Source organism: Halorussus salinus (genome assembly GCF_004765815.2).
GTDB classification, from domain to species: Archaea; Halobacteriota; Halobacteria; order Halobacteriales; family Haladaptataceae; genus Halorussus; species Halorussus salinus.
This window is the reverse complement of sequence record NZ_SBIS02000013.1, coordinates 78,842-104,266: the sequence shown is the minus strand read 5'-3', so window position 1 is coordinate 104,266 and position 25,425 is coordinate 78,842. Positions and strand designations below refer to the sequence as shown.

At 55.7% G+C, this 25,425-nt stretch carries 25 protein-coding genes and 1 pseudogene; 23 read left to right on the top strand and 3 right to left on the bottom strand.

Annotation, left to right across the window (positions count from 1 at the left end; genetic code table 11):
• Window positions 1-2: 2 nt before the first annotated feature.
• From EPL00_RS22410 to EPL00_RS22390, 5 genes are all read left to right on the top strand, one after another.
• Window positions 3-1,205, top strand: a complete 1,203-nt coding sequence (locus tag EPL00_RS22410) for a hypothetical protein (RefSeq protein ID WP_135855001.1) — start codon at window positions 3-5, stop codon at window positions 1,203-1,205.
• 6 nt (window positions 1,206-1,211) lie between these two features.
• The gene (locus EPL00_RS22405) at window positions 1,212-4,469 is read left to right on the top strand and encodes a VirB4 family type IV secretion system protein (RefSeq protein ID WP_135855000.1); all 3,258 of its coding nucleotides are present in this window, start codon (window positions 1,212-1,214) and stop codon (window positions 4,467-4,469) included.
• Window positions 4,462-5,592 (top strand): hypothetical protein, encoded by a 1,131-nt coding sequence (locus EPL00_RS23920; protein WP_135855151.1) that lies wholly within the window; start codon window positions 4,462-4,464, stop codon window positions 5,590-5,592. Before EPL00_RS22405 ends, EPL00_RS23920 begins: the two co-directional genes overlap by 8 nt.
• Complete coding sequence (locus tag EPL00_RS22395) at window positions 5,582-8,614, top strand: ATP-binding protein (protein ID WP_368407962.1); 3,033 nt, start codon at window positions 5,582-5,584, stop codon at window positions 8,612-8,614. The genes EPL00_RS23920 and EPL00_RS22395 overlap by 11 nt, the downstream gene beginning before the upstream one ends.
• A 353-nt stretch (window positions 8,615-8,967) precedes the next feature.
• Window positions 8,968-10,242 carry a phage NrS-1 polymerase family protein gene (locus EPL00_RS22390; RefSeq protein WP_135855167.1) on the top strand — a complete coding sequence of 425 codons (1,275 nt, stop codon included), beginning with the start codon at window positions 8,968-8,970 and terminating at the stop codon, window positions 10,240-10,242.
• Window positions 10,243-10,293: 51 nt separating this feature from the next.
• On the opposite strand, the gene EPL00_RS22385 is transcribed toward EPL00_RS22390, so the two are convergent.
• Window positions 10,294-10,485 (bottom strand): hypothetical protein, encoded by a 192-nt coding sequence (locus EPL00_RS22385; RefSeq protein ID WP_135855150.1) that lies wholly within the window; start codon window positions 10,483-10,485, stop codon window positions 10,294-10,296.
• Window positions 10,486-11,231: 746 nt separating this feature from the next.
• Here EPL00_RS22385 and EPL00_RS22380 point away from each other — a divergent pair.
• The 16 genes and pseudogenes from EPL00_RS22380 (at window position 11,232) to EPL00_RS22315 (ending at window position 20,756) form a co-directional block, all read left to right on the top strand.
• Window positions 11,232-11,591, top strand: coding sequence for a MarR family transcriptional regulator (locus EPL00_RS22380; protein WP_135855149.1), 360 nt, complete (start codon window positions 11,232-11,234; stop codon window positions 11,589-11,591).
• Window positions 11,588-11,929, top strand: a complete 342-nt coding sequence (locus EPL00_RS22375; RefSeq protein WP_135855148.1) for a PemK-like protein — start codon at window positions 11,588-11,590, stop codon at window positions 11,927-11,929. The genes EPL00_RS22380 and EPL00_RS22375 overlap by 4 nt, the downstream gene beginning before the upstream one ends.
• Window positions 11,930-12,059: 130 nt before the next feature.
• Window positions 12,060-12,479, top strand: a complete 420-nt coding sequence (locus EPL00_RS22370; RefSeq protein ID WP_135855166.1) for an HVO_A0114 family putative DNA-binding protein — start codon at window positions 12,060-12,062, stop codon at window positions 12,477-12,479.
• A gap of 66 nt (window positions 12,480-12,545) precedes the next feature.
• Window positions 12,546-12,797 carry a hypothetical protein gene (locus EPL00_RS22365; protein ID WP_135855147.1) on the top strand — a complete coding sequence of 84 codons (252 nt, stop codon included), beginning with the start codon at window positions 12,546-12,548 and terminating at the stop codon, window positions 12,795-12,797.
• A 189-nt stretch (window positions 12,798-12,986) separates the two neighbouring features.
• Window positions 12,987-13,505: a DUF7342 family protein gene (locus tag EPL00_RS22360; protein ID WP_135855146.1), complete on the top strand. Its 519-nt coding sequence runs from the start codon at window positions 12,987-12,989 to the stop codon at window positions 13,503-13,505.
• A 633-nt stretch (window positions 13,506-14,138) separates the two neighbouring features.
• Window positions 14,139-15,356: a Cdc6/Cdc18 family protein gene (locus tag EPL00_RS22355; RefSeq protein WP_394352088.1), complete on the top strand. Its 1,218-nt coding sequence runs from the start codon at window positions 14,139-14,141 to the stop codon at window positions 15,354-15,356.
• Between the two features lie 241 nt (window positions 15,357-15,597).
• Window positions 15,598-15,744 (top strand): DUF2080 family transposase-associated protein, encoded by a 147-nt coding sequence (locus EPL00_RS22350; RefSeq protein WP_135855145.1) that lies wholly within the window; start codon window positions 15,598-15,600, stop codon window positions 15,742-15,744.
• A gap of 3 nt (window positions 15,745-15,747) precedes the next feature.
• Window positions 15,748-16,977 (top strand): RNA-guided endonuclease InsQ/TnpB family protein, encoded by a 1,230-nt coding sequence (locus EPL00_RS22345; protein ID WP_135855144.1) that lies wholly within the window; start codon window positions 15,748-15,750, stop codon window positions 16,975-16,977.
• A gap of 154 nt (window positions 16,978-17,131) precedes the next feature.
• Window positions 17,132-17,620, top strand: coding sequence for a hypothetical protein (locus EPL00_RS22340; protein WP_135855143.1), 489 nt, complete (start codon window positions 17,132-17,134; stop codon window positions 17,618-17,620).
• Window positions 17,621-17,718: 98 nt separating this feature from the next.
• Window positions 17,719-17,862 carry a DUF6735 family protein gene (locus EPL00_RS24235; protein ID WP_368407960.1) on the top strand — a complete coding sequence of 48 codons (144 nt, stop codon included), beginning with the start codon at window positions 17,719-17,721 and terminating at the stop codon, window positions 17,860-17,862.
• A gap of 118 nt (window positions 17,863-17,980) precedes the next feature.
• Window positions 17,981-18,241 (top strand): AbrB/MazE/SpoVT family DNA-binding domain-containing protein, encoded by a 261-nt coding sequence (locus EPL00_RS22335; RefSeq protein WP_135855164.1) that lies wholly within the window; start codon window positions 17,981-17,983, stop codon window positions 18,239-18,241.
• Entirely contained in the window at window positions 18,241-18,672 is a 432-nt protein-coding gene (locus tag EPL00_RS22330) for a type II toxin-antitoxin system VapC family toxin (RefSeq protein ID WP_135855142.1), read from the top strand. Before EPL00_RS22335 ends, EPL00_RS22330 begins: the two co-directional genes overlap by 1 nt.
• A 312-nt stretch (window positions 18,673-18,984) precedes the next feature.
• Complete coding sequence (locus EPL00_RS24230) at window positions 18,985-19,245, top strand: DUF6735 family protein (protein ID WP_368407959.1); 261 nt, start codon at window positions 18,985-18,987, stop codon at window positions 19,243-19,245.
• Window positions 19,246-19,253: 8 nt separating this feature from the next.
• Entirely contained in the window at window positions 19,254-19,484 is a 231-nt protein-coding gene (locus EPL00_RS22325; protein ID WP_135855141.1) for a hypothetical protein, read from the top strand.
• 9 nt (window positions 19,485-19,493) lie between these two features.
• On the top strand, window positions 19,494-19,910 hold the full coding sequence (locus EPL00_RS22320) for a PIN domain-containing protein (protein ID WP_135855140.1): 417 nt from the start codon (window positions 19,494-19,496) through the stop codon (window positions 19,908-19,910).
• Window positions 19,911-20,129: 219 nt separating this feature from the next.
• A pseudogene (locus tag EPL00_RS22315) lies at window positions 20,130-20,756 on the top strand (DUF6735 family protein).
• Between the two features lie 805 nt (window positions 20,757-21,561).
• Here EPL00_RS22315 and EPL00_RS22310 read toward each other — a convergent pair.
• Together EPL00_RS22310 and EPL00_RS22305 are read right to left on the bottom strand one after the other, a co-directional pair.
• Window positions 21,562-21,861 (bottom strand): site-specific integrase, encoded by a 300-nt coding sequence (locus EPL00_RS22310; RefSeq protein WP_202932746.1) that lies wholly within the window; start codon window positions 21,859-21,861, stop codon window positions 21,562-21,564.
• A gap of 164 nt (window positions 21,862-22,025) precedes the next feature.
• On the bottom strand, window positions 22,026-22,349 hold the full coding sequence (locus EPL00_RS22305; protein ID WP_238398287.1) for a hypothetical protein: 324 nt from the start codon (window positions 22,347-22,349) through the stop codon (window positions 22,026-22,028).
• Between the two features lie 300 nt (window positions 22,350-22,649).
• On the opposite strand from EPL00_RS22305, the gene EPL00_RS22300 reads away from it, so the two are divergent.
• On the top strand, window positions 22,650-23,396 hold the full coding sequence (locus tag EPL00_RS22300; RefSeq protein ID WP_135855138.1) for a hypothetical protein: 747 nt from the start codon (window positions 22,650-22,652) through the stop codon (window positions 23,394-23,396).
• 484 nt (window positions 23,397-23,880) lie between these two features.
• Entirely contained in the window at window positions 23,881-25,026 is a 1,146-nt protein-coding gene (locus tag EPL00_RS22295) for a Fic family protein (protein ID WP_135855161.1), read from the top strand.
• Window positions 25,027-25,425: the final 399 nt, after the last annotated feature.

Sequence of the window (25,425 nt, the reverse complement as noted above, 5' to 3'; positions counted from 1 at the left end):
ATATGGGATGGCTAGAAAACGAGATTGAGAATGCCATCACGGACGTTCTCACCGACGTAAGGGATGGACTGCTTGGACTCGCAGAGGATCTCTTCCAAGCCCTCCTGCAACCGATAATCGGCGTTCCTGCTCCTGAATCCGATTCACGGTACATCGTCGTGAATGCTCCGTCGAACGATCCTTGGAACTCGATTTACCAAGATTTCTACCTCCCGTATATCCTCCCATTAGCGATTATGCTGTTGCTCGTCGCGCTTGCCTTCATTGGGCTTCGTGCAGGTTCGATTAGTGAATATCGCCGCAAGCGACTCCTTCGACGGATTGGCATTGTATTTCTTGGGTCGTTCGTTTGGTTCCCGCTCGTCTCGATTCCACTCCAGTTCGTGAACGCGGTTGGGATGACGCTCGCTCCAATTGAGCAGATGTCCTCTGGGTTTGGTCAGCTGACAAAAGCTGGACTTGGCGGTTTAATCGCTGTGTTAGTAATCGCCTTTGTCGAGAACATATTACTTCTCCTGGCCGCATTCGTTTACGGCCTCCGCTGGCTCGGGATAATCGTTCTGACGCCGCTAATGCCATTACTCGGTGTTCTGTGGGCGGTAGACGTGTGGCCCCTTAGCTCCATATCCAATACTGCTCGCCGAACCGCAAGCATCTATCCCGGTCTTATCATCGCTGGAGTTCCAGCAGCAGCTCTATTCCGCCTCGGCTGGCAGACCGATCCAGCTAGTGGATTGAGTGCGTTGTTCGCGTTGATTCTCGGTCTTTCGCTTATCCCCGCAGCCTGCATTGCGAGTATTCTGACGGTCTATTGGAGTGCCCCAACACTCCAACGGATCGCTCATTCAGGCACACAGACGACTGCAAGAGGTGCGCCGAAAGCGAAGACTGCCGCAAGGAAGGGAACTGGCAAATCGGTTCGCGGTGCCCGCAACGTCCACCGTGGGTACGCTCAGAACGCACACGGGCCGGTCACGAAGGGTGGACAGACGCAACTCGGGAGCGGCGACTCGAACGCCTACAAACTCGGGTCGTCTGCTCAATCCGCGAAAACACACGCTGGCCGCTATAACGACCTCCGGAAGTCGGAGTCCGGCCGGATGCGTGACCAAGCGAAAGCAGACGTAACACAAGCAACACAGACTGCGAAGACCCGGTCGAAGCAGGCGTTCCGGAAGACGAAGCACAAGGTGTCACGGTGGTAATTTCCTATGAGTACCAAAACTGACGACTACGAGTATAGTGCACGACGAATCCATCAGTCGCTCGGCGGGACGACCGCGTTCTTCCGCGGCTACACCATCGGCGAACTCATGCTGTTCATCGGCGTCGCGTTCGTCACGCTCATCGGCGCAGCACTCGTCCCAGCCACCCTCACGATACCCATCCTCGGACTTGGTACCACGCTCAGTCTTCTCCTCGGGCTACTCCACAAGGTGAAGCCTTCCCACCTCTGGCTGACCGAATGGCTGGCCGCACGCCTTGGCTGGGCGGTCAAGAACAAAGAGTACACCCACGGCGAGGACAACAGCGAGGTCCGCTACTTGACCCGCGTCGGGCAAGTCTTCCCGCACGCTATCGAGCGGTCGGACGGCGCGCTCGTCGGTGCGATGAAAGTCGAACCAGCGAACATGGCGCTCGAAGACGACGAAGCGTGGGCGAAGGCCGTCGAGTCCCTCTCTGAGTTCGTCAATGCAACCCTCGACTTCCCCGTGAAGTTCTACATTACGAGTCGGGAGGTTGACCAAGACGATACCGTCCGCGAACACCAGCAACGCCTTGGTGACGCCGACGTTCGTTCTCGGCCGGTCCTCAAACGACTACTCGAAGAGTACATCACCACCAACACCAACCAGAACGGCGATATCGACTCCGAAAGCACGACCATCCGAGAATACTACATCATTACGGCCGTCCGTGACGCCGACGTCGAACAACTTGACGAGACCGGCGATAGTGTCCTTGCCTACCTCGCGGACGTTCCCGTTCTGGGACGTGCGTTTGGCGGGTTCCAGTCTGACGGTCTCTCCGAGGCCGAACGCGACCACCTGAAGGAAGACCAGTTGGAATCGCGTCTCGGCCAGATTCGTCGTGGTGGGTCGTCACTCTACCGCTGTTCAGTGAGTCCCGTTGATGCTTACGATCTTGCTCGCGTGACGAACGAATACTGGACAGGCCACACCGAGGAGTACGACGATATCGCGAACGCCATCGGGACGTTCCCGGTTGTCGCACACGGTCTCAGCGACGACGTCCCGTCGAATCCCTCCCCGGATAGCATTATTGATGCAATGGACGACAGCGAGGCCACCGAGACGAATGTCGCCTCTGAGGACCGTCTCGATGACGCCTCAACGATGCACCAGTCGGTCATCGCGCCATCTGCTGTTGACTGGGAGACAACCTATGCGGTTCTCAACGACGAGACGTACGTCCGAACGTTCTGGATTGAGCAGTTCCCCGAGAAACCTGCCAATGGGATGTTCGAGCGACTCCTGTTGGAGACTGATCTCCAGACGGACGTCAGTATTCACCTCGACCCGTTCGACACACAATCGGCCGAGGACATGATGGCCGACTGGATTTCGGACTTGAAAGTCAACCAGTACGACGCGAACAGCCTCAAAGCCGAGGACCTACAGGAGGATATCGACCGCGGGAAGTTCATGCGCTCGCTCGTCCGCGCGAACAAGGCGTCGTTCTACCGGGGTGGCGTCTTCATCCGTCTCTCTGCTGAGAGCAAGCAGGAACTCGACAATCAGACGAAGCGCCTCCGATCGATTGTCAAGGATGCGCCCGCGAATTGCACGCTCAAGGTGGCGAACCGTTGGCAAGAGAAGGGGCTTGCGACGGTGTCACCACTCGGCGCGAACGAACTCGGGCGCGACCGGATGTCCACAATGACCAATCAGGCCATCGGCGCGATGTTCCCGTTCTCCTCGAACTACTTGATGATGGAGGAGGGCGTCGAGTATGGGTACCACGGTCACAACGGTTCTCCCGTCCAAATCAATCCGTGGGACCTCGAAACCGGCCATAGCGAACTTGTCGTCGGCATGCCCGGCGCTGGGAAGACGTTCGGCGACATAATGCGCCACCTCCGGCTGATGAAGCGCCAGCAGGAGACGATGCTTGTGATGATTGACCCCGTTGGTGGGTTCAAGGGACTCGCCGACGCGCTCGATGCGAAGACGATTACGGTGGGTGGCGACACACGACTGAATCCGCTGGAGATTCGAGAGACACCACAGGAGGTCCTCGAATCTGCCGACGGTATCTCGCCATTGTCTGCGAAGAAAGACGAAGTGTACGCGGTGCTTGAGAACTTCCTGACCGCCCGCGATATCGACCTTGGGACCGAAACGGGCGCCCTCTCGTATGTCATTGACGAGGCCTACCGGCAAGCCGGTGTCGTCGAGGGTGACGTTTCGACGCACACGCCCGAGAACTCGCCGACGATGACGGACGTCCATCGAATTCTCGCGGACATCGCGAAGAACCCCGACGAGCATAACATCGCCACGTCGGAGTCTGCCCGCGAGCGCGCCGCCCAGTACGCCGATGAACTTGCGATTGCACTCCAACCGTTCCAAGAGGGCGGTGCATACGAGAATCTCTCACAGCGCTCCGAGGTCGACGTTCTCGAAGGCGACAACAAGGTGGTCTATATCGACCTCGGCCAAATCGAGGGGACGGCGTCAGGTATCAACCGCCAGACGTTCCTGATGCAGTTACTCCTCACGACGGTCTACCAACAGGCGAAAAAGACCGACCGAAACGTCGAACTTGCCATCGACGAGGCGCATTATCTCTTCGAGGATCAAGCGAATCTCGATTTCCTCGAAACAGCGTTCCGCCACCAACGCCACGCTGGCCTTCGGATGGTCTTGCTCTCCCAGACGATTCAAGAGTTCTACGAGGCCGAGCAAGCCGAGAAAATCCTCGGAATGTGCCCAATCAAGGTCTTCCATAAACTGCCGGAATTGGATGACGAAATAGCTGAGAAGATTGGGCTGACTCGTGAGCAACGCAAGTACGTCCGGCATGCCGACGCTGGCAAGGACGACCTCGGGTACAGTCAGGCGCTCGTCCACGTCGAAGAACACGGCACATATCCGCTCCACATCGTTGCCGACGAGTTCGAGAGGCGCGTCATTGACTACGAACCCGATGACCGTGAGTTCATCCAGCAGGCGATCTCCGCCGACCCTGAGGAGTTCGTGGCGTTCGAGGAACTCGTTGAGGATGAAGCCCGGCGGAACGCGCTCACCAATCGCTTCGGCGTCCGTGAGCAAGACGCGATGCGGATTCTCGAAGATGGATTTTCACGGCAGGAGGTTATCGACGCCGTTCTCACTGCATCACTCAGTAATGGCGTAGCCGATTCGACTGCTCGTGCGGATGGGAGTGGAGTACCGACAGAACACGACTCAGCAGAGACCTCCACGGAGAACACGAACAATGTCTAAATTCAGCCGCATCATCGGCGGTTCACCGCAGTACAGCGCAACCCAACTCCCCCTTGACGAAGCGTTCGTCCAGCAGGCCGAGGACACATCCGGTAGCCTGCTCCGTATTCGGCCATTCAAAGAAAACGAGGACATCCTCGGCGCGACCGGTCTCCTCCGGTCGGTCCACGACGTGACCACGAACTTCCGTGGGAAGAACACAAGCGACCACCACTCGTTCGAGATATGGTTCGATGAAGGCAAAATCAAGTTCTACATGCACGCCGCGACCGACGCGGCCGCCGACAAGTTCCGTCGCCGCGTCGGTAACAACTACGCCAACAGCGAAGTTTTTCACGTCGAAGACGGCGTCACGTTTCCCGTAATCAAGCCCGACGAACACGTCGCTGGTGCCCGACTGGGCCTGAAGAAGATTCCCTACTATCCGATTCGCCACCACAACAGCGAGGAGTTCGAGATGGATCCCTATGGTGAAATCACGAGTGAGATGCTTTCGCTTGACGATAGCATGGTCGTCGTGCAAGTCGTTTTCCGGCCCGCGAAGCAGTCGTGGACTGACGGCGACCGATTCAAACACAACAGCGTTGAGGAACTCGCGGAAGCCCATCGAAACGGAACCTCAGTCGGCTGGCTGAATCCACGAACCCGTCCGGCCAACGAGACGGACAAGCAGATCGCCAAAACTGTCGCACAACAGCGCGGCAAACAGGCTTTCCACGCGAACATCCGTATTCTAGCCGTCTCTGCAGACCAGAGTGAGGCAGAAGCGCGTGCCCGTGGTGTCGCGGGAATGTTCAAGAAACTCTACTGGGGCGTCACCGAGCAGGGCTTCGAAGATACACCAATCTGGCACCGCAAAGAGGCGAAACGGGCGAACAAACTCCACCAGCATGTCGAGCGGATGGCCGCCCGTGACTGGACCGACCAGCGGATGATTCTAACTATCGACGAACTCGCTGGTGTTGCCCATATCCCGAGTGATGACATCGAGACGCCGAACATCGACTGGCGACACACTCAGCGCGGCGACCGAGTTCCTGCTGACGCAGGACAACACGACCGCCAAACCGAGAGTGGCGAAGACGACGACTCCAGTTCCAACAGAGGAAATCATGGTGTTTGATCGAATTTTCGGGAGTGACGACTCCGAGGCGTCGTCTGACACTACCTCTGCATCTGAGAAGCCAGAAGCAGACGACACGGAGGCCGACTCTACACTCGACGCCCAATCGCTTCTCGGTGAACCGTACGACATTACCGAGGAGGACACAACCTACGTCGGCGGGAAGGCCGTTAGCACCGAGACAGCCGATGAAGGTCTCGTTGCAGGCCCGTACGTCCGTGAGATGATCGAAGCAAGTGCTGAGGGCACGTTTGACCAACTGTGGATTGGATACGACGAGGACGTCCAGCGAGGATTCCGTGAAGCACCGCTTCGCTTCGACTCGTTGTTCCGCCATATCTGGATTCAGGGCGTGACGGGCTACGGGAAATCAACGGAGATGAACAATATCTCGGTCCAGTTGGCGTACGCTGGCCACGGTTTCGTCTACTTCGACCCCAAAGGCCGCGACTCCCGTGACCTTCTGCGGAAACTCCCCGCTCACCGCCTTGACGATGTGATTTGGATCGAACCGGGCTCGTCCAAGCACGAGAAGACGGTTGGGCTGAATTTCCTCGAAGTTCCCGAGTGCGAGACGCCGGAGGAATACGAGAACGAGATTGAGAGCCGGATCGAGAATCTGAAGGCGATTTTCGATACCGACGAATACTGGGGCATCAACATGGAGTCAATCACCGAGTCGATGGGGCGGGCGATGATGCAGTCCGAGAAGCCGTTCTCGGTGATTGATCTGTATTTTACGCTGTTGAACGCCGAGCGTCGCGAAGAGTTCGCGGCTAATGTCGAGGACCCCTATGTGCGTGAGTTCTGCATCGAAATTGCGAAGATGGAGGACGAGACGGTGCGACCCATCCTGAAGCGGATTAAATCGTGGGTCGAGAACTCGGTTATCCGGCGGATTATCGCCCACCGCGAGAGCACCATTGATTTCCGCGATATCATCGAGAACGACCGTATCGTCATCGTTCGGACGCCCGTCGAGAACACGGATATCAAGAAGATGATCACGCTCGGTGTGATGCGGAATCTCTGGAGTGCGATTCAACGCCGGTCGTACGAGTTAGACCGTGACCCTGACCCCTACTTTGTGCTTGTTGACGAGTTCGATGAGATTGCCAGCGATAACCTTGACATTGAGTCGATGCTCGCTCGCGCTCGCTCGATGCGTCTCTCCGTGACGCTTGCGTCCCAGTATCCATCGCAGTTCGAAGAAGAGACGCTCGAAGCAGTGCAGAATAACTGCGACAACCTCATCGCGTTCTCAGTGAACAGCGTGGACGACGCTCGCCTGTTGATGAAGCGATTCCGCGACTATACAGCAGAGGATCTCATCTCGACTGACCAGTACAAAGCATGGACGAAACTCCCTCTTAGTGGTGGTCGCTACTCTGAACCAGTTCTACTCAATTCGTTCGCGCCATATCCGCCGCTCCGGTCGTCCGCGGAGGTTGACGAGATCATCGAGGAGAGTCTCGAACGCTATGGGACGGACCCGTTGACTGACGCCGAAATCATGCAGAACCTCATCTATGGTGATGCCAACGAGGCGGCGAACCCCACGAGGATACTGGACAAAACGATGGCCGAGGCGATTCGCGCAGTCCAGATTCGGGAGGGTGTCCGTGCAGAAAACGGCTGGGTGGATGTCGCCGCAGTGGACGACGAACTCGCGGTCCGCCTCGACAATCAGGATGCCGATATCGAGTATGCGCCCGAGGACTTGCCCGACGTACGAGACGCCTCTGGACTAATGGAAGTCGAGTTGCAGGACGACGATATCGTGGTCCGTCTCACCGACGATGGGGAGACGATGGTTGAACCGGAGACAGGGTCCGTTCGATCTGCGGGCGGTGAAACTCACGATGCAGTCCTCGTCGAGACTGAGGCAGCACTAACTGAGCGTGGGTTTAGCGTTGAGATTGTCGAACAGGACGGAAGTGAACAGCCTGACGCTATTGCAACCCATCCGGACCATGACGCCGTGTTCAATATCGAGGCTGAGACGACGACGCTGGACCGGCCTGTGAAGGTCTTGCAGAATCTCAAGCGCGCCCACGAAGCAGACCGGATTCCAATCTTTGTCGTTCGACCGGGTGACTCGGAGACGAAGTGGGCGTCACGGGTTGAGAATATTCTCTCGCCGCCACTCCAAGAGCGCGCAGATGGGACCGAGCAGTTCTACAACTGCGACGAGGTCGTGACGTTCGGCGGTGGCGCAACAGCGCATGGTGGCGTGACTGCAGTCCGGCCACGTACCTCTGACACGAACCGGACAGTCTGGACCCGCGACGGTGACGAGCGCGTGCTCTCTGACGGCGAGACGAAGTTCGCTCGTATGCCCGACGAAGGAACACTCTCGAAAGACGTGGTTCCGGCTTACTACAGTCATGACCGAGAAACCGGGCAGTACACCGTCCACGAACCCGGCGAAACACAGACATATGACTCGAAAGAGGAGTTCGAGGCGGAGTGGACGCCAATCAAGCGACCATTCGTCCCAAGCGACGAACTGCCGGAAGCTGAGATTCCCCAAGATAGCTACGTTGTTCTGATTCTATCAGCGGACGGCAATCCGACGGTCTTCCAGCAAGGCGAGACGTATGCGCTCCCAGAGAATCCCGACTCTGTAGAACTATGGCCCGACACTTTGACTGAAGATGCAGAGCAGTCTGAGAACTCTACCCAGAGTGAGAAGACTCTCCCATCGCCCGAGGACGCTGATTCTCAGTCACCTGCTAAGTCGGTGGATGTCGATCTGAGTGGCGATGGTGTCGAGGCGTTCACCGCAATGTATGTTCAGCAAGTGGACGAGGCCAAGGTTCCACAGGATGACCTATTTCAGGCGTATTCTAATTGGACTGACCAGCACGATATTGACGGGACGAACAAGGGATGGTTCACTCGGAAATTGCAGAACGTCATTGAATTCGATACTGATCGGTCGCGAGTGAACGGTGAGCGCGTTCAGTTCTACGTTGGAATCACGCTGACACAAGAGGCTAAGACACTACTCGAACAATGAAACCAATCAAATATAGGATACAATCCGCGGGTGGCTTAGCCACCGCCCTCATTCGACAGAAGCTAGCCGACGAAATAGTGCAATACAAGCCTCAAGACGAGCAGCTTCGGTCTTCTACACTCCCTTCCATGCAGACTGGACGGCCAAGGGTGTTGCATGGACACGACTGTCCACGCAAAATCGCATGACGAGGACGCCGTCCATGCAAATCCCCGCCCAAAGACCAACTAATATAGAACGGGTTGCACCCGTTGGATGGGGTAACGGTCAGCCTGCTCGTCGAGCGCCGTTTTATCATCGTCGTGATAGTAGGTGTGCGATGTTCCAAGAAGTATCTACAAGGAGAGACGAGGATGGATTCTGAGTCACTAGTCGGGGTCTCGGTGCTTCCGGATGAGTTGTGTGAGCGCGAGCAGTGGGTGTGCTGGAAGGAGGAGCAACGGGATGGGAAGGCGACGAAGATTCCGGTGACACCGGGGTCGGGTGGGTTCGCGTCCTCGACGGATTCGGAGACGTGGACGGGATTGGAGACCGCGCTCAACTACATCGAAGCAGGGAACGCGGACGGCGTCGGGTTCGTCTTTACCGATGATGATCTCATCGTTGGCGTGGACCTCGACGATTGCCGGGACCCTGAAACCGAGGAGGCTGACGAGGCGGCACGTGACATCATTGAGCGTCTCGACTCGTACACCGAGGTTTCACCATCTGGAACTGGGTATCACGTGCTGATTAAAGGCGACCTCCCTGAGGGCCGGAATCGACGTGGAAGCTTCGAGCTGTATGAGACGGCACGGTTTTTCACCGTGACCGGCGACCACGTTGAGGAGACGCCGACGCGTGTTGCACGGCGGCAGGATGCGCTCTCGGCCATTCATCGTGAGTACGTCCAAGACACCGACGACAGTTCGGAGGCCGAACCTGACCCGCGTGAGGGCGCTGACGAGGACCCTACGACGGATGGGCCACGTGAAGTTGACGTTGACCTCGCAGATGAGGAGTTGCTGGAGAAGGCGATGAATGCGTCGAATGGGGCGAAGTTCGAGCGTCTCTGGAAAGGGAATACGGGTGGATATGATAGTCAGTCGGAAGCGGATATGGCGCTCTGCAATATGCTAGCGTTCTGGACTGGCGGCGACCAAACCCGGATGGACGATCTGTTTCGCCAGTCTGGGTTGCTCCGTGAGAAATGGGATGAGGTCCACTATGCAGACGGTTCGACGTACGGAGAGAAGACCATCGAACGAGCAGTAGGGAATACCTCGGCGTTCTACGACCCAGAACCGAAAAAAGAGTTGGCTCGGGACTCTACCGCAACGGGGGACTCCTCGGTTGATACTGGCCGTGAGGACTCAGCTCGTAGTCAGGCGTATCTCACCGAGAAGAATCGGCTGTTGGCCGAGCGTGTCGAAGAACTGGAGACGCTCCTCGAATGGAAGAACGACCGCATTGACAAACTCGAAGCGGAAGTCGAGCAACTCACAGATGAACTCGCGGAGCGTCAGCAAGCGACGAACCAGACTCACGAGGGGCAGGGTGTTGCTGGGAGTCCGGATGATGGGGAGTCACAGTCGGAGTCTGTCTGGGGGCGGACGAAGCGGTTGTTCGGAAACGACCCTGACTCGTAGGTGTTCGTAGAGAAATGTTAGTCTGGTAAGACGGATGCAGGCTGTAAGCGGTTAGATGCGAGGTGGAATACGGAGTCTGTCGCCGACCTCGTACAGATATCCTTTCAATAATAGTTGTTCGACAAGCTCATCGGCGTCAGCACGGTTGATTCCTTGCTCACTGAGGTACGTGACGGCGTCTGCGTGTGAGATACGCTCCTCATCTGCCGTGGTCTCGATATACGTGTCGAGGTGGTCGAGCACAGATTGCTCGCTCGTGCTCAGGGGCCTCCGTGAACTCGGCATCATTCGATATATTGGACGCCATCAAATAGACCATTGGGGTCCGACCGAACCTTCGGTTTGGACTCATGGCCTCGGTAGTTAGTAGAAAGATTGCGTCGTCGGCTATCGACCAACGAATACTGTATAGTGCGTGTCTACGAGGTCAGGCTCAGGCGTGGGATACCCAGATGGGGGATTTAGGGGAGAAACAGGGTATCCCACCCCCGATTGGTTCTGGTCGTACGATATAAACGTGCGGTATTGGGACTGCAATGTTCCCCGAGTTAGGCCCCTCAACGGCAGACGAGTCCGGCAAGCCCAATTCTTAACCAACGCTTGGTATTACTCGGGAGCGTCTGTTGGTTAACTCGCGGGAACTAGCAGTTTGTACGCGCCTGAGAGGCCGAGGCGCGTAGATGCGCGCCAACGTGATTCCCATGACCGATGAGATGCATTCGATAGTACATCACCCGATTACGAACGGTTTGAAGCGGAGTCACCCACCCAATCTGTGTCGAGCTCGGGTATCTCGACGGCCCGTTGTAGTTGTGCGAGCGATGTCGCCTAGACAGACTCGCAACGTACTGAACGCGTGAGACTGAGGAGCACCTCGTCGCGACGCCAGCTGAGTAACTCCATCCTGTATTTCTATGCACGGTAACACTCCAACCCAAAGTAACAAACATACCAAACAGCTATGTTCCAACAGTCCCAACACTAGGTCTATGTCGAGCGGCACCATCGATATTGACGAGTTCGAGAACGCCGACGACGGCGAATTCGAGGAGCAGAACGATACCGAGCGGATCGTGGTGTTCCTCGACGAGAACGACGACCGTGCGTGGAAGGCGGCAACGATTGCCGAGCAACTTGAGTTAGATACGGACGCCGTGAGTGCGATTCTCTCGCGGCTGAAGGAACGAGGTCTCGTGCGGCACAAGCGGCCGTACTGGGCGATTACTGACGATGAGGAACGGCTCCGGGCCGCCTACCGGCTCCACCAGCACCACCAGACCGCAGACGAGCAGTACGGCGAGGAGCATCTTGAGGAGTTGAAAACCGACGAGATGGAGGACGTGCAGTGACCGCGTTCGATGAACTGGAGCGCGGTGACATCATCTGGGGAACCGATCCGCTCTCAGACAAAGGTCGCCCGATGCTCATTCTGGGAACACCTCGGTTTCCGACCCACGGCTTGCAACTCATCACGGTCCTGATCTCCACGAAGACCTACCACGAGGAGTCACTCACGCTTCGAGACGACGATTACGAGGGCGAACCACTCGGAGAACGAAGTCACGTTCTTCCGTGGGCGCTCGCGACTCTCAATAGTGCTGCAGACGTGGAGTTCCATATGACCTCCCTCGTTGATGAACGTATCGCGGATGTGGCGAGACAACTGAATGGATATATCTCCTCCTGAGGAAACCTTACTGCCGCCAACGGCGTCTTCGACATCCCCTATCCCCCGAAAGGGCTTGGTCTAGTCACGCGAAATCGATGGGCGGTGGGACGATATGCAGGACGAAGTAGCGGTGAACTCCGTATCAAATATGACCACGCTTCACGTTACTGTCGGCGACCGAGCGCAGGTTCGTGAGAACACCCTCAACTTCATCCAGTATGCCAAAGAAGACGAGCTAGAAGAGAGTGATGAGCGTGCCGTCCTCCAGTTCGGCACCTACGATGATTTCGTCGACAGCCTCACGCCACTCCGTCTTGAACTCATCAAAGCAATTGCGACCGAACAACCCGAGAGCATGCGTGAGGCCGCCCGCCTCGTTGACCGGAATGTGTCCGATGTCCATTCCGATTTGAAGCACTTGGAGGTAGTCGGAATTCTCGAACTCAAAGAGGGCGGCCCTGGTGGCGCAATCCAGCCAGCCGTGCCCTTCGACAAAATCGAGATACACATCGACTACCCTTTCCTTGAGGATGGGGATACAGAGAGTACACCCGCAAGTGCAGACTAACCTCCAATTTCTAGATCTTAGCACAGTTGCTATGGCGTTTATCAAGAAACGGAGTGACATTCTACTATGACGGAGACCATCACCGAGCGTGTTCAGGAGATTTCTAAGATACGAGGCATCTCCGAATCCGAAATTCTCGAAGAAGCCATAGAGCGTGGTGTCGAGATTCTCTGGACAGACGCCGTACTGTCTCAGTATTTAGATGGCGACGTTGACCGAGACACCGCAATTGAACTTGTCGGTCGAGACCAAATCAAGCGTGCAGAACGCGAAGTCGAAGCAGTTGAGGAAGACGTTCAGTGGGGCCTCGATGGATGAATGTCGAAGTCACTGATTGGCCTACGTATACAGATGTGCGTAACGAGTTTCTCTCCGTCTACTATCTACTCGTTTGCTTCGCCTCTTACACGGGGATTCTTTGCGCTACCGAGAGTCGAACGCTCTGAACAAGCAGATTGACTTCTCACATGACTTATGACGACGAAAACATCGAGATGGCCCGAAAATATGGATACGACAGCACGTGTCCGCCATGTAGCGCTAACGCGGATAGAATCACGTACTGCTGAGTGGATTGCTAAGGAGGCAGAGGTCTCTCGCGATACTGCCGTGACGTATCTTGAGAGGATGGTCGAAGAAGATGATCTGGAAGTCATCGAAACGGACGAAGAGAGGAGTTACAAATCAGATAACGTCACGCAGTTTCTTCATGAGGTGCGTGCGCTTGCAGAAGTACACACGCTCGACGAACTCTCACAGGAACTCAACGCAATTGGGGAGGAGATTGATACGTGGAAGGACACCTACGAGGTTGAATCACTCACAGAACTCCGCCAGAGCGTCGGCCGTGACGACCTCGATAGTGAGGGTCGACATGAGCGCCTCGAAACCATCGACGAGTGGGTGTACAACATCGAGATGCGTGAAGCAATTCAATTCGCAATCAGCCTCAAGAATTCGCTCACGACACTCGGAGTGGAGTCGCCTCCCGAGGAGTCATCCACGAACCACCCGCATAGAGGATAGTCAGACCGATTGTGCCGTTCATTAGGCGGACGATGTCGTGAGTCTCGGCTGGCACAAAGACGACGACCATCCAGAACTCGGGACAACGCATTTCCAACTCGAAACTGATGACGAATCAGTCCATGAACCGGGAGCGATAGAGGTTGAAGCCCCGCTCAGCTTCCTCGAAGTCTGTCCTGAACGACTTCTGGGTGAGCTTCGGCAAACAAGTGACTACTGACTGCGACTTCTCTCGAACACACACACCGCTCTTCCGGAGTTATTTCCAGATACACTTCCTCTCCTCGTTCAGTTTCTGCTCTAGAAACACGAACCTTTAAGTTAATATGGTAGAAACTAAATCCGTACTATAGGCATAATAGTCTATTTAAACGATATAGGTGTTGGAGAATAGCGTCCGCCGTGCTCTCTTGGGCGATTACTCCGGAAGAATGGTGTGTGTCTGCTCGGGGAGTTCGACTTATCCGGAAACTCCGGAAATGCAGTGTTCGACGGTGGGTAGCCGTGAATGACTCTGAGAACTCCGGAAGAACGGTGTTCTGCGTTTTAAATGAAACCAAACTCAGGAACCTCCGGAAGCTACGGAAGTAGTGGTTCGATACGCTTATCCCATTGCTTTGAGAGCCTCTACATGTGACTTCCATCGGGTTTGAACGTGGGAAAACGCCCTACACGAACCGGGACGCCCTTCTCGATGATTACACGCCCGACGAACTTGTCGGTCGAGATGACGAACTCGAAGAATACCAGCAACTCCTCAACCCCGTCATCTGGGGCGACCAACCATCGAATATCTTCCTCTATGGGAAAGCTGGTGTTGGGAAAACAGCCGCGACGAAGTTCATGCTTCGAACACTTGAACAGGACGCACAAGAATACGACGACCTCGACCTCGCCACGCTCCACATCAACTGTGACGGACTTGAGTCCAGTTACCAAGTCGCCGTCAGAATCGTCAATAGTCTCCGAGAGCCGACACAGCAAATCAGCGAATCGGGATACTCCAAAGCCGAAGTTTACGCGATGATGTGGGAGGAGTTCGACAGCAACGCCGGTATCACGCTCCTCGTCCTCGACGAAGTCGATCACGTCCGCAAAGACGATTCGATTCTCTACCAGCTTTCCCGAGCACGTGAAAACGACAACCTTGAAACCGCACGAATTGGTGTTATCGGCATTTCCAACGATATGACTTTTCGCGACCGACTGTCCGCGAAAGTCAAATCCTCGCTTTGTGAGCGTGAACTTTCGTTCTCAGACTACGACGCGACCGAACTCCGGCAAGTTCTCGAGCAACGTCGAGAAGTCGCATTCAAAGACGAGAGCGTGAACGATGACGTCATCCCGCTCTGCGCCGCATATGCCGCCCAAGAAACCGGCGACGCCCGTGAAGCACTTGACTACCTTCTCGTTGCTGGCGACCTAGCCCGTGATGCAAACCAAAGCACGGTCACAGTTGACCACGTCAAAGAAGCAAAAAGCACTGTCGAGCGACAGACGATTTCAAAAGGACTTGCTGACCGTGGCGAGCAATCACAGTACGTCGCGTACGCCGTGGCAACACTCGATGCAGAAGGCCGAACCCCTGTTCGGACGACCGACGTATACGAGCGCTACGAACGTCTCGTTGACCGGACCGGTGAACGAGTGCTCTCAACTCGATGGGTGCGTGAACATCTTGACAGTCTCGCCATGCTCGGCATCATCTCCGCAGACGAAATCAACGAGGGCGCAGGCGGCGGCCAATACAAGGAATACGAACTTGACCAAGCCATCGACGTCGTCGTTGATGCTCTCAGCGATACCATCGACTACGTCGGCGTCCACGAAAGCATCCAACAATACTACTGACAGAGTTTTCGTCCCGGATTTCTCCGGAAGACCGGTGTTATTCTGCGATACGCCAATCGAAAGCGAATTTAACTGGGATTAGGCGCTAAGTCCCCTTCCTCAAGGAGCAACGCAGGGAGCGAAGCGACCGGGTAGCGCAGTAGGGAGGGGATACAGCGCCGCACAGTTCTCATACACCCGCGACACTCTGCCCACAGCCCCACCGCCACCTTTATGTATATTCATAGTATATACAAACACGATGGGTAGATTTGAAATCGAAGGCGAAGAAGTCCTCGACGGGACTGCAAAACCGTCGGGTAACAGTGCCCACGTCATCGTTCCCAAACGCTGGCGCGGAGCCGACGTGAAAGTCGTTCGCGTCTCCGAACCCAGTTCAGACGAGTAGAATATGCAGTACAACTACAAGTATCGACTCGACCCACCGGAGGCCCTCAAAGAGGAGCTTCTACACCACGTCGATACTTGTAGGCAACTGTACAATCACGTTCTCTGCTTGCTGAACGACGCAGACGAGATTCCCGCTCGCTACGAGGTACAGGGACGACTTCCCGACCTCAAAACGTGGTGGGACGACCTCGGAGACGTTCACTCGAAAGTATTGCAGATGGTCGTCAAGCGCGTCTACGAGAACCTCTCTACACTCAAAGCGCAGAAGGAGAATGGGCGGGCTGTGGGGATGCTCAAGTGGAAGTCTCCTCGGGAGTATCGGTCGCTCACCTACAACCAGTCCGGCTTCAAACTCAAGAATACGAGTGGTCGGCCTGTCCTGTGGTTGAGCAAAATTGGTGAAATTCCGATTCACCTCCACCGAGACATCCCCAAGAACGCGACCATCAAACAGGTCACGGTCAAACAAGAACCCACGGGCGAGTGGTATGCCACGTTCGGCATCGACGTGGACAAAGAAACGCCCGAGAAACCGGAGACGCCCGAGAAAGTCGTCGGTATCGACGTAGGTATCCTGAAGTACGCCCACGGTACCGACGGGTACGCCATCGAGAGTCCCGACTTCAGCGACGAGCGCGAGCGGTTGGAACGCGCACAGCGCGAACTCTCACGGAAGGAACACGGCTCGAACAATTGGGAGAAACAACGCAAGACAGTCGCCCAACGTCACGCCGACCTGAAGCGCAAGCGACGAGACTTCCTCCACAAGTTGTCAAACTACTACGCCCGAGAGTACGACCTTGTCGCGGTCGAGGACTTGGACGCCGCCGGGTTGGTCGAACTCCCCGGCAACTCACGGAACCGTGCCGGGGCCTCGTGGGGAACGTTCCTGCGGATGCTCGAGTACAAGTGCGAGCGCGAAGGAACGCACTTCGTCGCTGTTGACCCGAAAGACACGACGAAGGAGTGCGCGTCATGCGGTGTCAAGACGGATAAGCCGCTGTGGGTTCGTGAACACTCGTGCCCGGCGTGTGGGTTTGAAGCGGATAGAGACGCGAATGCGGCGTGGAACATTCGTTCTCGCGGCCTCAAAGAAGTAGGAGTGGTTCACTCCGACTCAACGCCTGTGGAGACTGCGCTCCCTGTGGATACGTTTGTATCTGCAAAGCGCGTCGTGGAAACAGGAAGCCCCACCCTCACCGAGCGAACGGCGCAAGCCGTGAGCGATTAGGGTGGGGTAGTTCACAAGAGACTGTGACCGCAACGGCCCTACCCGATCCACTCATGCCTGATATGCGACTAGCTTTTTGCGTTACCGAAGGCACTGGCGGTGATTCCAAGCGTGACCGAATACTTAGAAGTCGCCTTGCCGTACACCCATCTCTATGACCGACCGTGGCTACGCCGACTCCGTCTCCATTCTGGACGAGGCCGGTCCACCAGCTGGAACCGAGTACCTACCAGACGACCATGCCATCCGGTACGTTGCGTATCGGTCGGTCGACGATGAAGACCCGCCGGAGCGCGAATCAGCTTACAAGACGATGTCCTTCGAGCGATGGGCGAAGGCCGAGTGTGCGAGCCTTGGTCAGCAACGAGTCACGGAGGTCGTCGAATCCCGGCTCGAGGAGGGCCAGCATGTTGGCTTCGCATGCGGGCAATACGACGGTGACTGCCACGACCTCGCAGTGAAGGTCGAACGGTCGACCATGCGTGACCGAGACGGGAACATCCTCTCAGAACCCACAATTGAGTACGACGACCTACGTGATATCACACCCACGTCGGTGACCGCGACGATACGGTATGCCGGACTGGAGCACACCGAGACGTTCCCAGTAGTCGTCCGCGAAACCGAAGGCCAATTCCTGTAACCCCCAGGGACACGGCCTGTATGTTACTAGAGAGAACGACCAGGTTTTTGTGCGCCCGACAGGACTGCGGGCGCACTCAGTTGGCCCGCTGATTCCACATGGGATATCGCGCACTCGTAGCCTACGAACACCTAGATGTATCGTACACCCTCCACTACTCGCATAACGGAGCCCTCGACTATCGGTTGAAGCACCAACTCGCTAGGGAGACGCCCTTCGGTGGCAACCAATCATTGGAATGATCCAAGATTAGATCAAAGCCCCTGCCATCAAGCACAGAGACGACTGCGAGTGTAGATATTGTGAGTTCTCATGAGAATGCACATGAGGCTTAAGAGAGCTGAGTACAAACAATCAGTTATGGCTACGAATGGTGAGCAAACGACTATCAACGACCACTACTCGGTTACAGTCCCGGCGGCGATTCGTGACCGACTCGACATCGAACCGGGAGATAAAATCGAGTGGAAAGTGACTGACGAGGGTGAGTTGACAATCGAAGTTGTGAAACAACGGTTCGGTGCGTTCGACGATTTCGAAGCAGTCGATATGGGCGACACTGACGTCACAGCAGACCACGACGTTGCGGGCGTCGAGCGTGAAGACGGAGAAGGACAGTAATGGCTGTCGCGGTAGTCGATACGAATGTACTCGTCGCACGTGTGAGTGCACGGGACGCCAACCATGACGCTGCGTGCGCAATCGTGGATGCAGCGGATCATGGAGAGTTACCCACGATGCGGGTGACAAATTATGTCCTGACTGAAACCCTGAATTACATCCACGAGCGCCAACAACACCAGGTCGCAGTTGAATTATACGAACGGCTGACAGAAGCAGCAGGGTTCGAGTTAGTGCATTCACCAAAAGCCGATTTCTCACAGGCCGTCGAATTATTTGAACAATATGACGGCCTCTCGTTCGGTGACGCGACCATTGCAGCCTATCTGAAACGAGAAGAAATCGAGTATCTGTATAGTTTCGACACCGACTTCGAGGCAATCGACGGTATCACTCGACTTGACACCGCAACAAACCCATTTGAGCCGTAGATGGGTCAGTAGCACGAACCTGCCTGTCAGATCCCATCGAACGAGGGGTAGATTCTCGAGTAACATTCTCCCAGCACCACTCGGCACAGATAATCGCTCACAGAGCCGACCACGTCCTTCGGACGCGAGCACCCGGCCCCGTTCATTCCCACCCAGCCACCAATCCTGGCCAGTTTCCGTACTCTCTGTCCGGTTTGTGCTCAACCCTATCTGGTCACCAGTCTTCAATCAACCATTCAAAACAAACGATTGGCCGTGTTTTTGTGCGCCCGACAGGACTGCGGGCGCACCTCGGTGGCCCGCTGATTCCACATGGGATATCGCGCACTCATTGCCTACGAACGACCAGACGCATCGTACACCCTCCACTACTCGCACAACGGAGCCCTCAACTATCAGCTGAACCATCAACTCACGCCGGAGCCACCCTTCGGTGGCGACCACCCAACCCAATGGGCTCACGACCAGTTTGAAGCCCTGCAATCAAGCCCGGATTCCTTCATGAGGAAATTCAGCCACGGCCAATTGTCGATTGTAGTTCACCGAAAGATACAGTATTCTGTGTGCTCATAGTTGTTTATATGCCCACAATCACGGTCAATGTCGACGACGACCTCAAGCAACAGATGGAGAACCATCCTGAGATCAATTGGAGTGAGGTCACGCGTCAAGCCATCAAGGAAAAAATCGAGCAACTCAAACTCATGGACGAACTCACCGCTAACAGCACGCTTACTGATGAAAACGTCGAAGAGATTGCTGCAAAAATCAACGAGAGCGCACGGAACACCCTCGAAGAGGACGCGGAGTAGGATTGACCGATGAAGTTGGTTATCGACGCGAATGTCGTCATTTCTGCGCTTATCGCCGACTCGAAAACTCGGGAACTCATCGTCACACTTGAACCGGACCTTCTGACGCCGGCGGTGATTCGCGAGGAAGTTCAGAACTATGAACCGCTCATTGTCGAGAAGTCGGGGATGGACGCCGAGAGAGTACAGCAGTTCCTTGAGTTGTTGTTCCAGTACATCGAAACCGTCCCTGCAAGCGAGTTCCATCCCTATATCCCGAAAGTAAAGGAAGCAATGGGTGACACCGACCCAGACGATGTCTTGTACGTTGCCTGCGCACTTGCCCGTGAGGCAGGGGTGTGGAGCGACGATACTGACTTCGATGAGCAAGACCTCGTCCCAGTATATTCGACAACAGACGTTGTCGAATCGTTCGAGACGCTTTGACGTCTTCCCACGGCGACTATCGTCACATCTCCTCTTCTATCCCGTATCGGAATCCATTTTCGGGCAGTAGTCAATATGATGGTTCTCTATTTGTGATTGTCAGAAGTCAAGAGACGATGTAGCCGATTCTCCGCTTCAGAGAAGTACTCTCGAGACTCCACGGATTTTCTGTGCGCCCGACAGGACTGCGGGCGCACCTCGGTGGCCCGCTGATTCCGAATGGGATATCGCGCACTTGTTGCCTACGAACGGTCAGACGCATCGCACACCCTCCATTACTCGCATAATGGAGCCCTCGACTATCGGTTGAAACACCAACTCACGCCGGAGACACCCTTCGGTGGCGACCACCCAACCTAATGGGCTCACGACCAGTATGAAGCCCTGCAATCGAGTACGGAGACGACTGCGGACGCAGACGCCGTGGACCGACAGTCACAGACACCAGTCAACACAGACCCAATTGCCGTGGGAGTTTCATTGGACGAGGTTCACTCGGAGTACCTCGACTTCCTTCACCACGAAGCATTCTACGTCGTTTCGCGGGAGTTCGAGGTGACGGCGTATCGAACGCGATGGCTCGGCCTTGAGTACGACTGTGAGGCTGTCGAGTCCTCGGAGACGACAGGGAATGGCGTCCTCCAGTCCGTCAGTTGGCGGGACGGCGAACCGCTTCATGAGGAGTACAGCCACGGCCAATTCCAGGCGTTGAAAGACGTCGTCGGTGACCGTGTAGACGACGGTGAACTCACGCTTGAAGAGGGATGGGCGTACATGGTCGAGAAGCTCCGAGCGTGGAGTCGTGACGAGACAGAGGTCATCGGTCCTCACGACAGCGTGTTGTGACGTGTGGCGTACAGGGGAGTTTGTGTGCGCCTGCAGGGGTGCAGGCGCGACATCGTGGGTCGCGTCACTACAATGACTGAAAGGACTCGACGTTCGTTCGGCCAGAGTCGTATCGACGCAGTTGAACAAGACCTCGAACGCTGGCTCCTCCTGCACGCGCAAGCCGGTGTCCCCGAACTCGTGCTCGTCGGTCTCCTACGAGACTACGCCGACGTGATTGAACATCATGGCGTCATCCCGCGCTCGTGGGACGAGGCGTCACGCGAGAGTCAGCACTCGACGCGGAGGCCGCTACGTCGATGAGCGTCCCTCAGCTTCTATACCGACTCTTCACGATGCAGGACGAACCAACGACGGTCTATGAGTGTCGGTATTGTGGGACGACCCTCGACTCACAGACGGACTCCTGTCCCTACTGTGGTCCAACAGAGGTCGTTGAATACGAACTTCCTTGAGGAAGATGGCTTTGTGACCTTGTCCCGTCTCTTTTATCATGTCTTTGTTACCTACTGACTTCGGCCTCCTAGTGGCCAGTAGCCGGTGCTAAGTACGAATTCGGGACCAACACCTCGGTCATGGACTGGAGTGCCTTGGCAGTGATAGGTCGCTCACGACCTCAAAGGCGGTGGCGTCCGAGTCTAAATCGATGGCTACAGTCGGTATTACTAATTCCCGTGTGGAACGCCAATTTCGAATCGACGCTCGCGCGAATCGGCCATTCTGTGGCGCATGAAATTGCATACGTACCCCTGTGACCTAGTTTGCTGCGGTGACTGAGCGGGAGTCCGTATATAAAGGAGTTCGTCTACGGGGTGATCGGGATGGTGAGCGAGCACGGTCGCGGTCGAACGCGAAGCATTTTCACACGTGGCCAGCGCGTGTTCGACTTCCGGAAGTTCGTCGGCGTGACCGCCTTCGAGACGTCGGCACGTCCGGCGGCGTTCTTGAAGTACCCGAGGAAGGAGTTGTACGAGGGTCGGTCCGGACTCGAGAGTTTCGACCAGAGGTGGTCACCGTCGCCGCCGGGATGTTCGTTCAGCCAGCGCTGGAGGTAGGGCACGGACATCACGAGATGAATCGTTCGCTCACCACGCTTTCCGTCCACGTGCAGTCCAACAGTATGCTCGGAGTCATAGACGTCACCCACTCGCAAGTCGTAGAGTTCACCCCCACCTAATCCGCCTTGAACTACACCGAGAACAAGGACATTATCTAGAATGAGTTCAGGTTGATCTTCTACAATAGTTGGTATTTTAACGGGAAGAGATACTAGTTTTCGTTATTCGTGTCTTCCAGTTTGCTCGCGTCGAGTTCTCCGGCAAGATACTGTCGACCTTTTTCGGTAATTCGGTAGTATCCGCGTTTTCCCTCGACTTTTTCCAGTAGCCCGTGTTCAGCTAGCTCTGGCATTCGCCGCTTGACTGTTGGATGCGAGACACCCTGAATATTGAATGAGACAACTGCCGGTGGCATGGCTATGTCTTGTTCCTCAAAGAATTCGAGGATAGCAGGATCAGATTTCGTCATCCAAGACACCAGCGGACGCATTACTCCGCTCTGGTTCCGCAACTGCCATAACTGCATATCACCCATCGGCTTCTAACACCTTCTAGCTTGTTTATAATACTACTTGGTATCAAAACTTATGGGCCCCGGCTCTAAAGGGGAGTTTACGGAGACACAATCGCAGACCTGTCGGTCGCCGATAGGTCCATGACGAAAAGCGGACTCCGATGTCGTAGCATCGGATCCGCGTGAGCCTCCGTAAGCACCCTACGGAAGCCATGTACGCAATCACGACGCCGGGACTTGAATCTCCCGCACGACCTGCCGAATCACCTATTCGACCGATTCTACGCCGCCAGATTGACATCGACAAGGGAGTGACCGCGCGTGTCGTCTGAGCCAGACGCCGAGACGCCGGTGTCTGCGATGACGATTGGAGAACTCACGAGGGAGGTCCGCCAGCTCCGCGAGGAGGTCCGGGACCTCCGGAGCGATGTGGACGACCAACAGACAGCCATCGACTGCCAAGAAACCGAAATCGAGGAACTCCGTGGTGACCTCCAAGCAGAACGCCACGCGCGCAAGGAGGCCGAGGAGGAACTGAAGAAGGACCGCACCCAACAGATTGCTCGCGCGAAGGCAGACGTGCGTGAGGACGTCCACGACCTCCACGACACCATCCAGACCGAACAACAGACGCGGAGCCAAGCGGACGCCCGCCTCAAGCAACGGCTCTCGGACCTCGCCGACGAAGCCGATATCGACGTAACGGACGCCGACCTGATTGCGAAGGATAAACTCGTGCGGCTCGTCCAGCAGGGCCCCGATGCCGTGACCGATCGCGTCTATCCCGTTCACGAACGCGCCCAAGCACTCCTCGAACACCCCAAGGAATGGGGGAGAGTTGTCTCGGATGCGAACGGCCAGCGCGTCGTCTACACCGCCCCACAAGTCCGGCCCTATCTGAATGCGTACTTCGACCGCTCGTTCGCCTCAAGCGAACTCAAACGTATCTTCGAGAAAATCGAGGACCTCGCGGCCATCTCACCACGCACCGTGCGCGTGGATAAGAATCAGGCGGGTGAGCACCGCCTCGTCGTCCAACTCCACGACGCCAGCGTCGAGGGCGAGTGATGACGAGCCGGCTTGCAGGTGGTGTTAGCACAGCCACCACGACGGGGTGTCAGCATACCCCCGTCCACACTACGAACCCGCTCTAAGACACTACCACGCTTCCCGAGGAAGCACGAGCAGTCCTGTTCTTGCTGGATTGGCTAGCGGTGGGTGTGTTTTGAAGTGCGGTCGTCGGCGGTCGTTGGGCCGACGGACGCGGAGTAAATCCGGCTAACACCACGTGTTTGTCGAGGCGATGCAACTGTCCGTGCTATCAGTGGTAGGGTTGACTCTAAGTGCAATCGTACCTCTCAAACGACACCTCGACCCTAGAGCCCGTACAATCCGTATACTAACTTATATACGTCATATACAGAGAGTTCTTGTTGGTGTGTGTACGTATACTCTTCATGCGTATTTTCACGCAGTGGGTCTCCACCGGGACTTCCGTATACGGGCTATAAAAACACCTATACGAATGAGGATAGAAACGAGTGTTATTGAGATGCCGACGCGAAGTCTTCCAGAGGAAGCCCCAGGAAAGTACGTTCCATACCATCCAGAGCCATACTACTCGCCAGAGACACTACCGATAGAGCCAAAACTTGAGATATCCGATCAGACCCGTGACCTCGTTGCCGATGCCGCGTATCAAATCGGCCGTGTGGACGGAATAAGCTCGACAGTAGACTTCTCCGCAGTCCTCTACACCTCGCTCATTCGTATCGAGGCTGTCGAATCCGCCCAAATCGAAGGTGCAGACGTGGCATATCAGGACGTCGAAGCGTACCATGCACAACACCCTTCCGGCGAAGCTGACACCACAATCAAGAAAGATCTGAAAGAGGCCCTCAACTACGAGAACGCACTAACAGATGGACTAGAGAAGATTGAGAGTGGGGGCTCAATAACACTCTCACTCATCAAAGACCTCCACTCAATGCTTCTCGAAGACGTCCGTAACGACGGGGACGTCGTCGGTGACTTCCGTGACCATATGGTTCATTTACCGAGCCCACAGTCGGGACAACGTCCGTTCGTCCCACCAAGCCCAGACGGACTCAATGAACTCATGCAGTCGCTTGCATCGTACATCCAGATGGGAGGACAATACTATCCACTCATCGACGCCGCGATCATTCACTACTTCTTCGAGACAGTGCATCCGTTCTCGGATGGCAACGGTCGGCTTGGCCGCCTCCTCATCATTCTCTACCTGGCGAGCGAGGGCTATCTGGAGAGTCCATACATCTACCCGAGTGCGTACTTTAATCGCCACAAAGTCGAGTACGTAGAACGGATGCGCGCGGTAAGTGAGGAAGGCGCGTGGGACGAGTGGCTCATGTTCTTCATCAAGGGACTCCGTACGCAAGCCGAGACCTCATACAGTCGGACTCACCAGCTCCGTGAACTCCAACAGCGATACGAAAGGGAGTACTCAGGCAGTACGAGTACGGATGAATTTGCTCGTCAATTGCTCCAGTACCCCTATTTCACGGCACCCGACCTTGTAGAGTATCTCGATGTTTCACGCCGCACTGCCTACAAAATCGTTGACGACCTCGAAGCAGATGGCCTTATCAAAGAAGTAACCGGGAAAGAACGCGGGAAAGAGTACAAAGCAGTCGACGTGTTTGACATCCTAAAATGACGGGATAGAGGCCGCGACTTCTTGGTATCCCACGACTCTAAATGCATATTTCTCTCGGACGTTTGCCTCGGACGGACTCAAACGTATCTTCGAGAAAATCAAGGACCTCGCGGCCATCTCACCACGCACCGTTCGCGTGGATAAGAATCAGAGGGGTGAACACCGTCTCGTCGTTCAACTCCACGACGGTCGCGGCGTAGATTCAGCTAACACCACGTGTCTGCTGGCGGGTGAGGACCGTCGTGGTGATTTTCGCTTCGTCACTTCCTAGTGAGTTAACCAACAGATGCGGAGAAGAATATCGCGCCGTTGGTTAAAGTATTACTCCTGGGAATTATTCTCTATACTGAGTTTCACGCGCTAAAATCCAATAGTATTAAGTTTGATTTCATTTATAAT

Excerpts from the sequence above, each read along its gene's own strand:
- EPL00_RS22410 (WP_135855001.1), top strand. The coding sequence starts at position 3 with ATGGGATGGCTAGAAAACGAGATTGAGAATGCCATCACGGACGTTCTC.
- EPL00_RS22320 (WP_135855140.1), top strand. The coding sequence starts at position 19,494 with ATGAAGTTGGTTATCGACGCGAATGTCGTCATTTCTGCGCTTATCGCC.
- EPL00_RS24230 (WP_368407959.1), top strand. The coding sequence starts at position 18,985 with ATGGGATATCGCGCACTCATTGCCTACGAACGACCAGACGCATCGTAC.
- EPL00_RS22350 (WP_135855145.1), top strand. The coding sequence starts at position 15,598 with ATGGGTAGATTTGAAATCGAAGGCGAAGAAGTCCTCGACGGGACTGCA.
- EPL00_RS22390 (WP_135855167.1), top strand. The coding sequence starts at position 8,968 with ATGGATTCTGAGTCACTAGTCGGGGTCTCGGTGCTTCCGGATGAGTTG.
- EPL00_RS22295 (WP_135855161.1), top strand. The coding sequence starts at position 23,881 with ATGCCGACGCGAAGTCTTCCAGAGGAAGCCCCAGGAAAGTACGTTCCA.
- EPL00_RS22395 (WP_368407962.1), top strand. The coding sequence starts at position 5,582 with ATGGTGTTTGATCGAATTTTCGGGAGTGACGACTCCGAGGCGTCGTCT.
- EPL00_RS22345 (WP_135855144.1), top strand. The coding sequence starts at position 15,748 with ATGCAGTACAACTACAAGTATCGACTCGACCCACCGGAGGCCCTCAAA.
- EPL00_RS22370 (WP_135855166.1), top strand. The coding sequence starts at position 12,060 with ATGACCACGCTTCACGTTACTGTCGGCGACCGAGCGCAGGTTCGTGAG.
- EPL00_RS22335 (WP_135855164.1), top strand. The coding sequence starts at position 17,981 with ATGGCTACGAATGGTGAGCAAACGACTATCAACGACCACTACTCGGTT.
- EPL00_RS23920 (WP_135855151.1), top strand. The coding sequence starts at position 4,462 with ATGTCTAAATTCAGCCGCATCATCGGCGGTTCACCGCAGTACAGCGCA.
- EPL00_RS22340 (WP_135855143.1), top strand. The coding sequence starts at position 17,132 with ATGACCGACCGTGGCTACGCCGACTCCGTCTCCATTCTGGACGAGGCC.
- EPL00_RS22365 (WP_135855147.1), top strand. The coding sequence starts at position 12,546 with ATGACGGAGACCATCACCGAGCGTGTTCAGGAGATTTCTAAGATACGA.
- EPL00_RS22305 (WP_238398287.1), bottom strand. The coding sequence starts at position 22,349 with ATGGGTGATATGCAGTTATGGCAGTTGCGGAACCAGAGCGGAGTAATG.
- EPL00_RS22380 (WP_135855149.1), top strand. The coding sequence starts at position 11,232 with ATGTCGAGCGGCACCATCGATATTGACGAGTTCGAGAACGCCGACGAC.
- EPL00_RS22325 (WP_135855141.1), top strand. The coding sequence starts at position 19,254 with ATGCCCACAATCACGGTCAATGTCGACGACGACCTCAAGCAACAGATG.
- EPL00_RS24235 (WP_368407960.1), top strand. The coding sequence starts at position 17,719 with ATGGGATATCGCGCACTCGTAGCCTACGAACACCTAGATGTATCGTAC.
- EPL00_RS22330 (WP_135855142.1), top strand. The coding sequence starts at position 18,241 with ATGGCTGTCGCGGTAGTCGATACGAATGTACTCGTCGCACGTGTGAGT.
- EPL00_RS22405 (WP_135855000.1), top strand. The coding sequence starts at position 1,212 with ATGAGTACCAAAACTGACGACTACGAGTATAGTGCACGACGAATCCAT.
- EPL00_RS22360 (WP_135855146.1), top strand. The coding sequence starts at position 12,987 with ATGGATACGACAGCACGTGTCCGCCATGTAGCGCTAACGCGGATAGAA.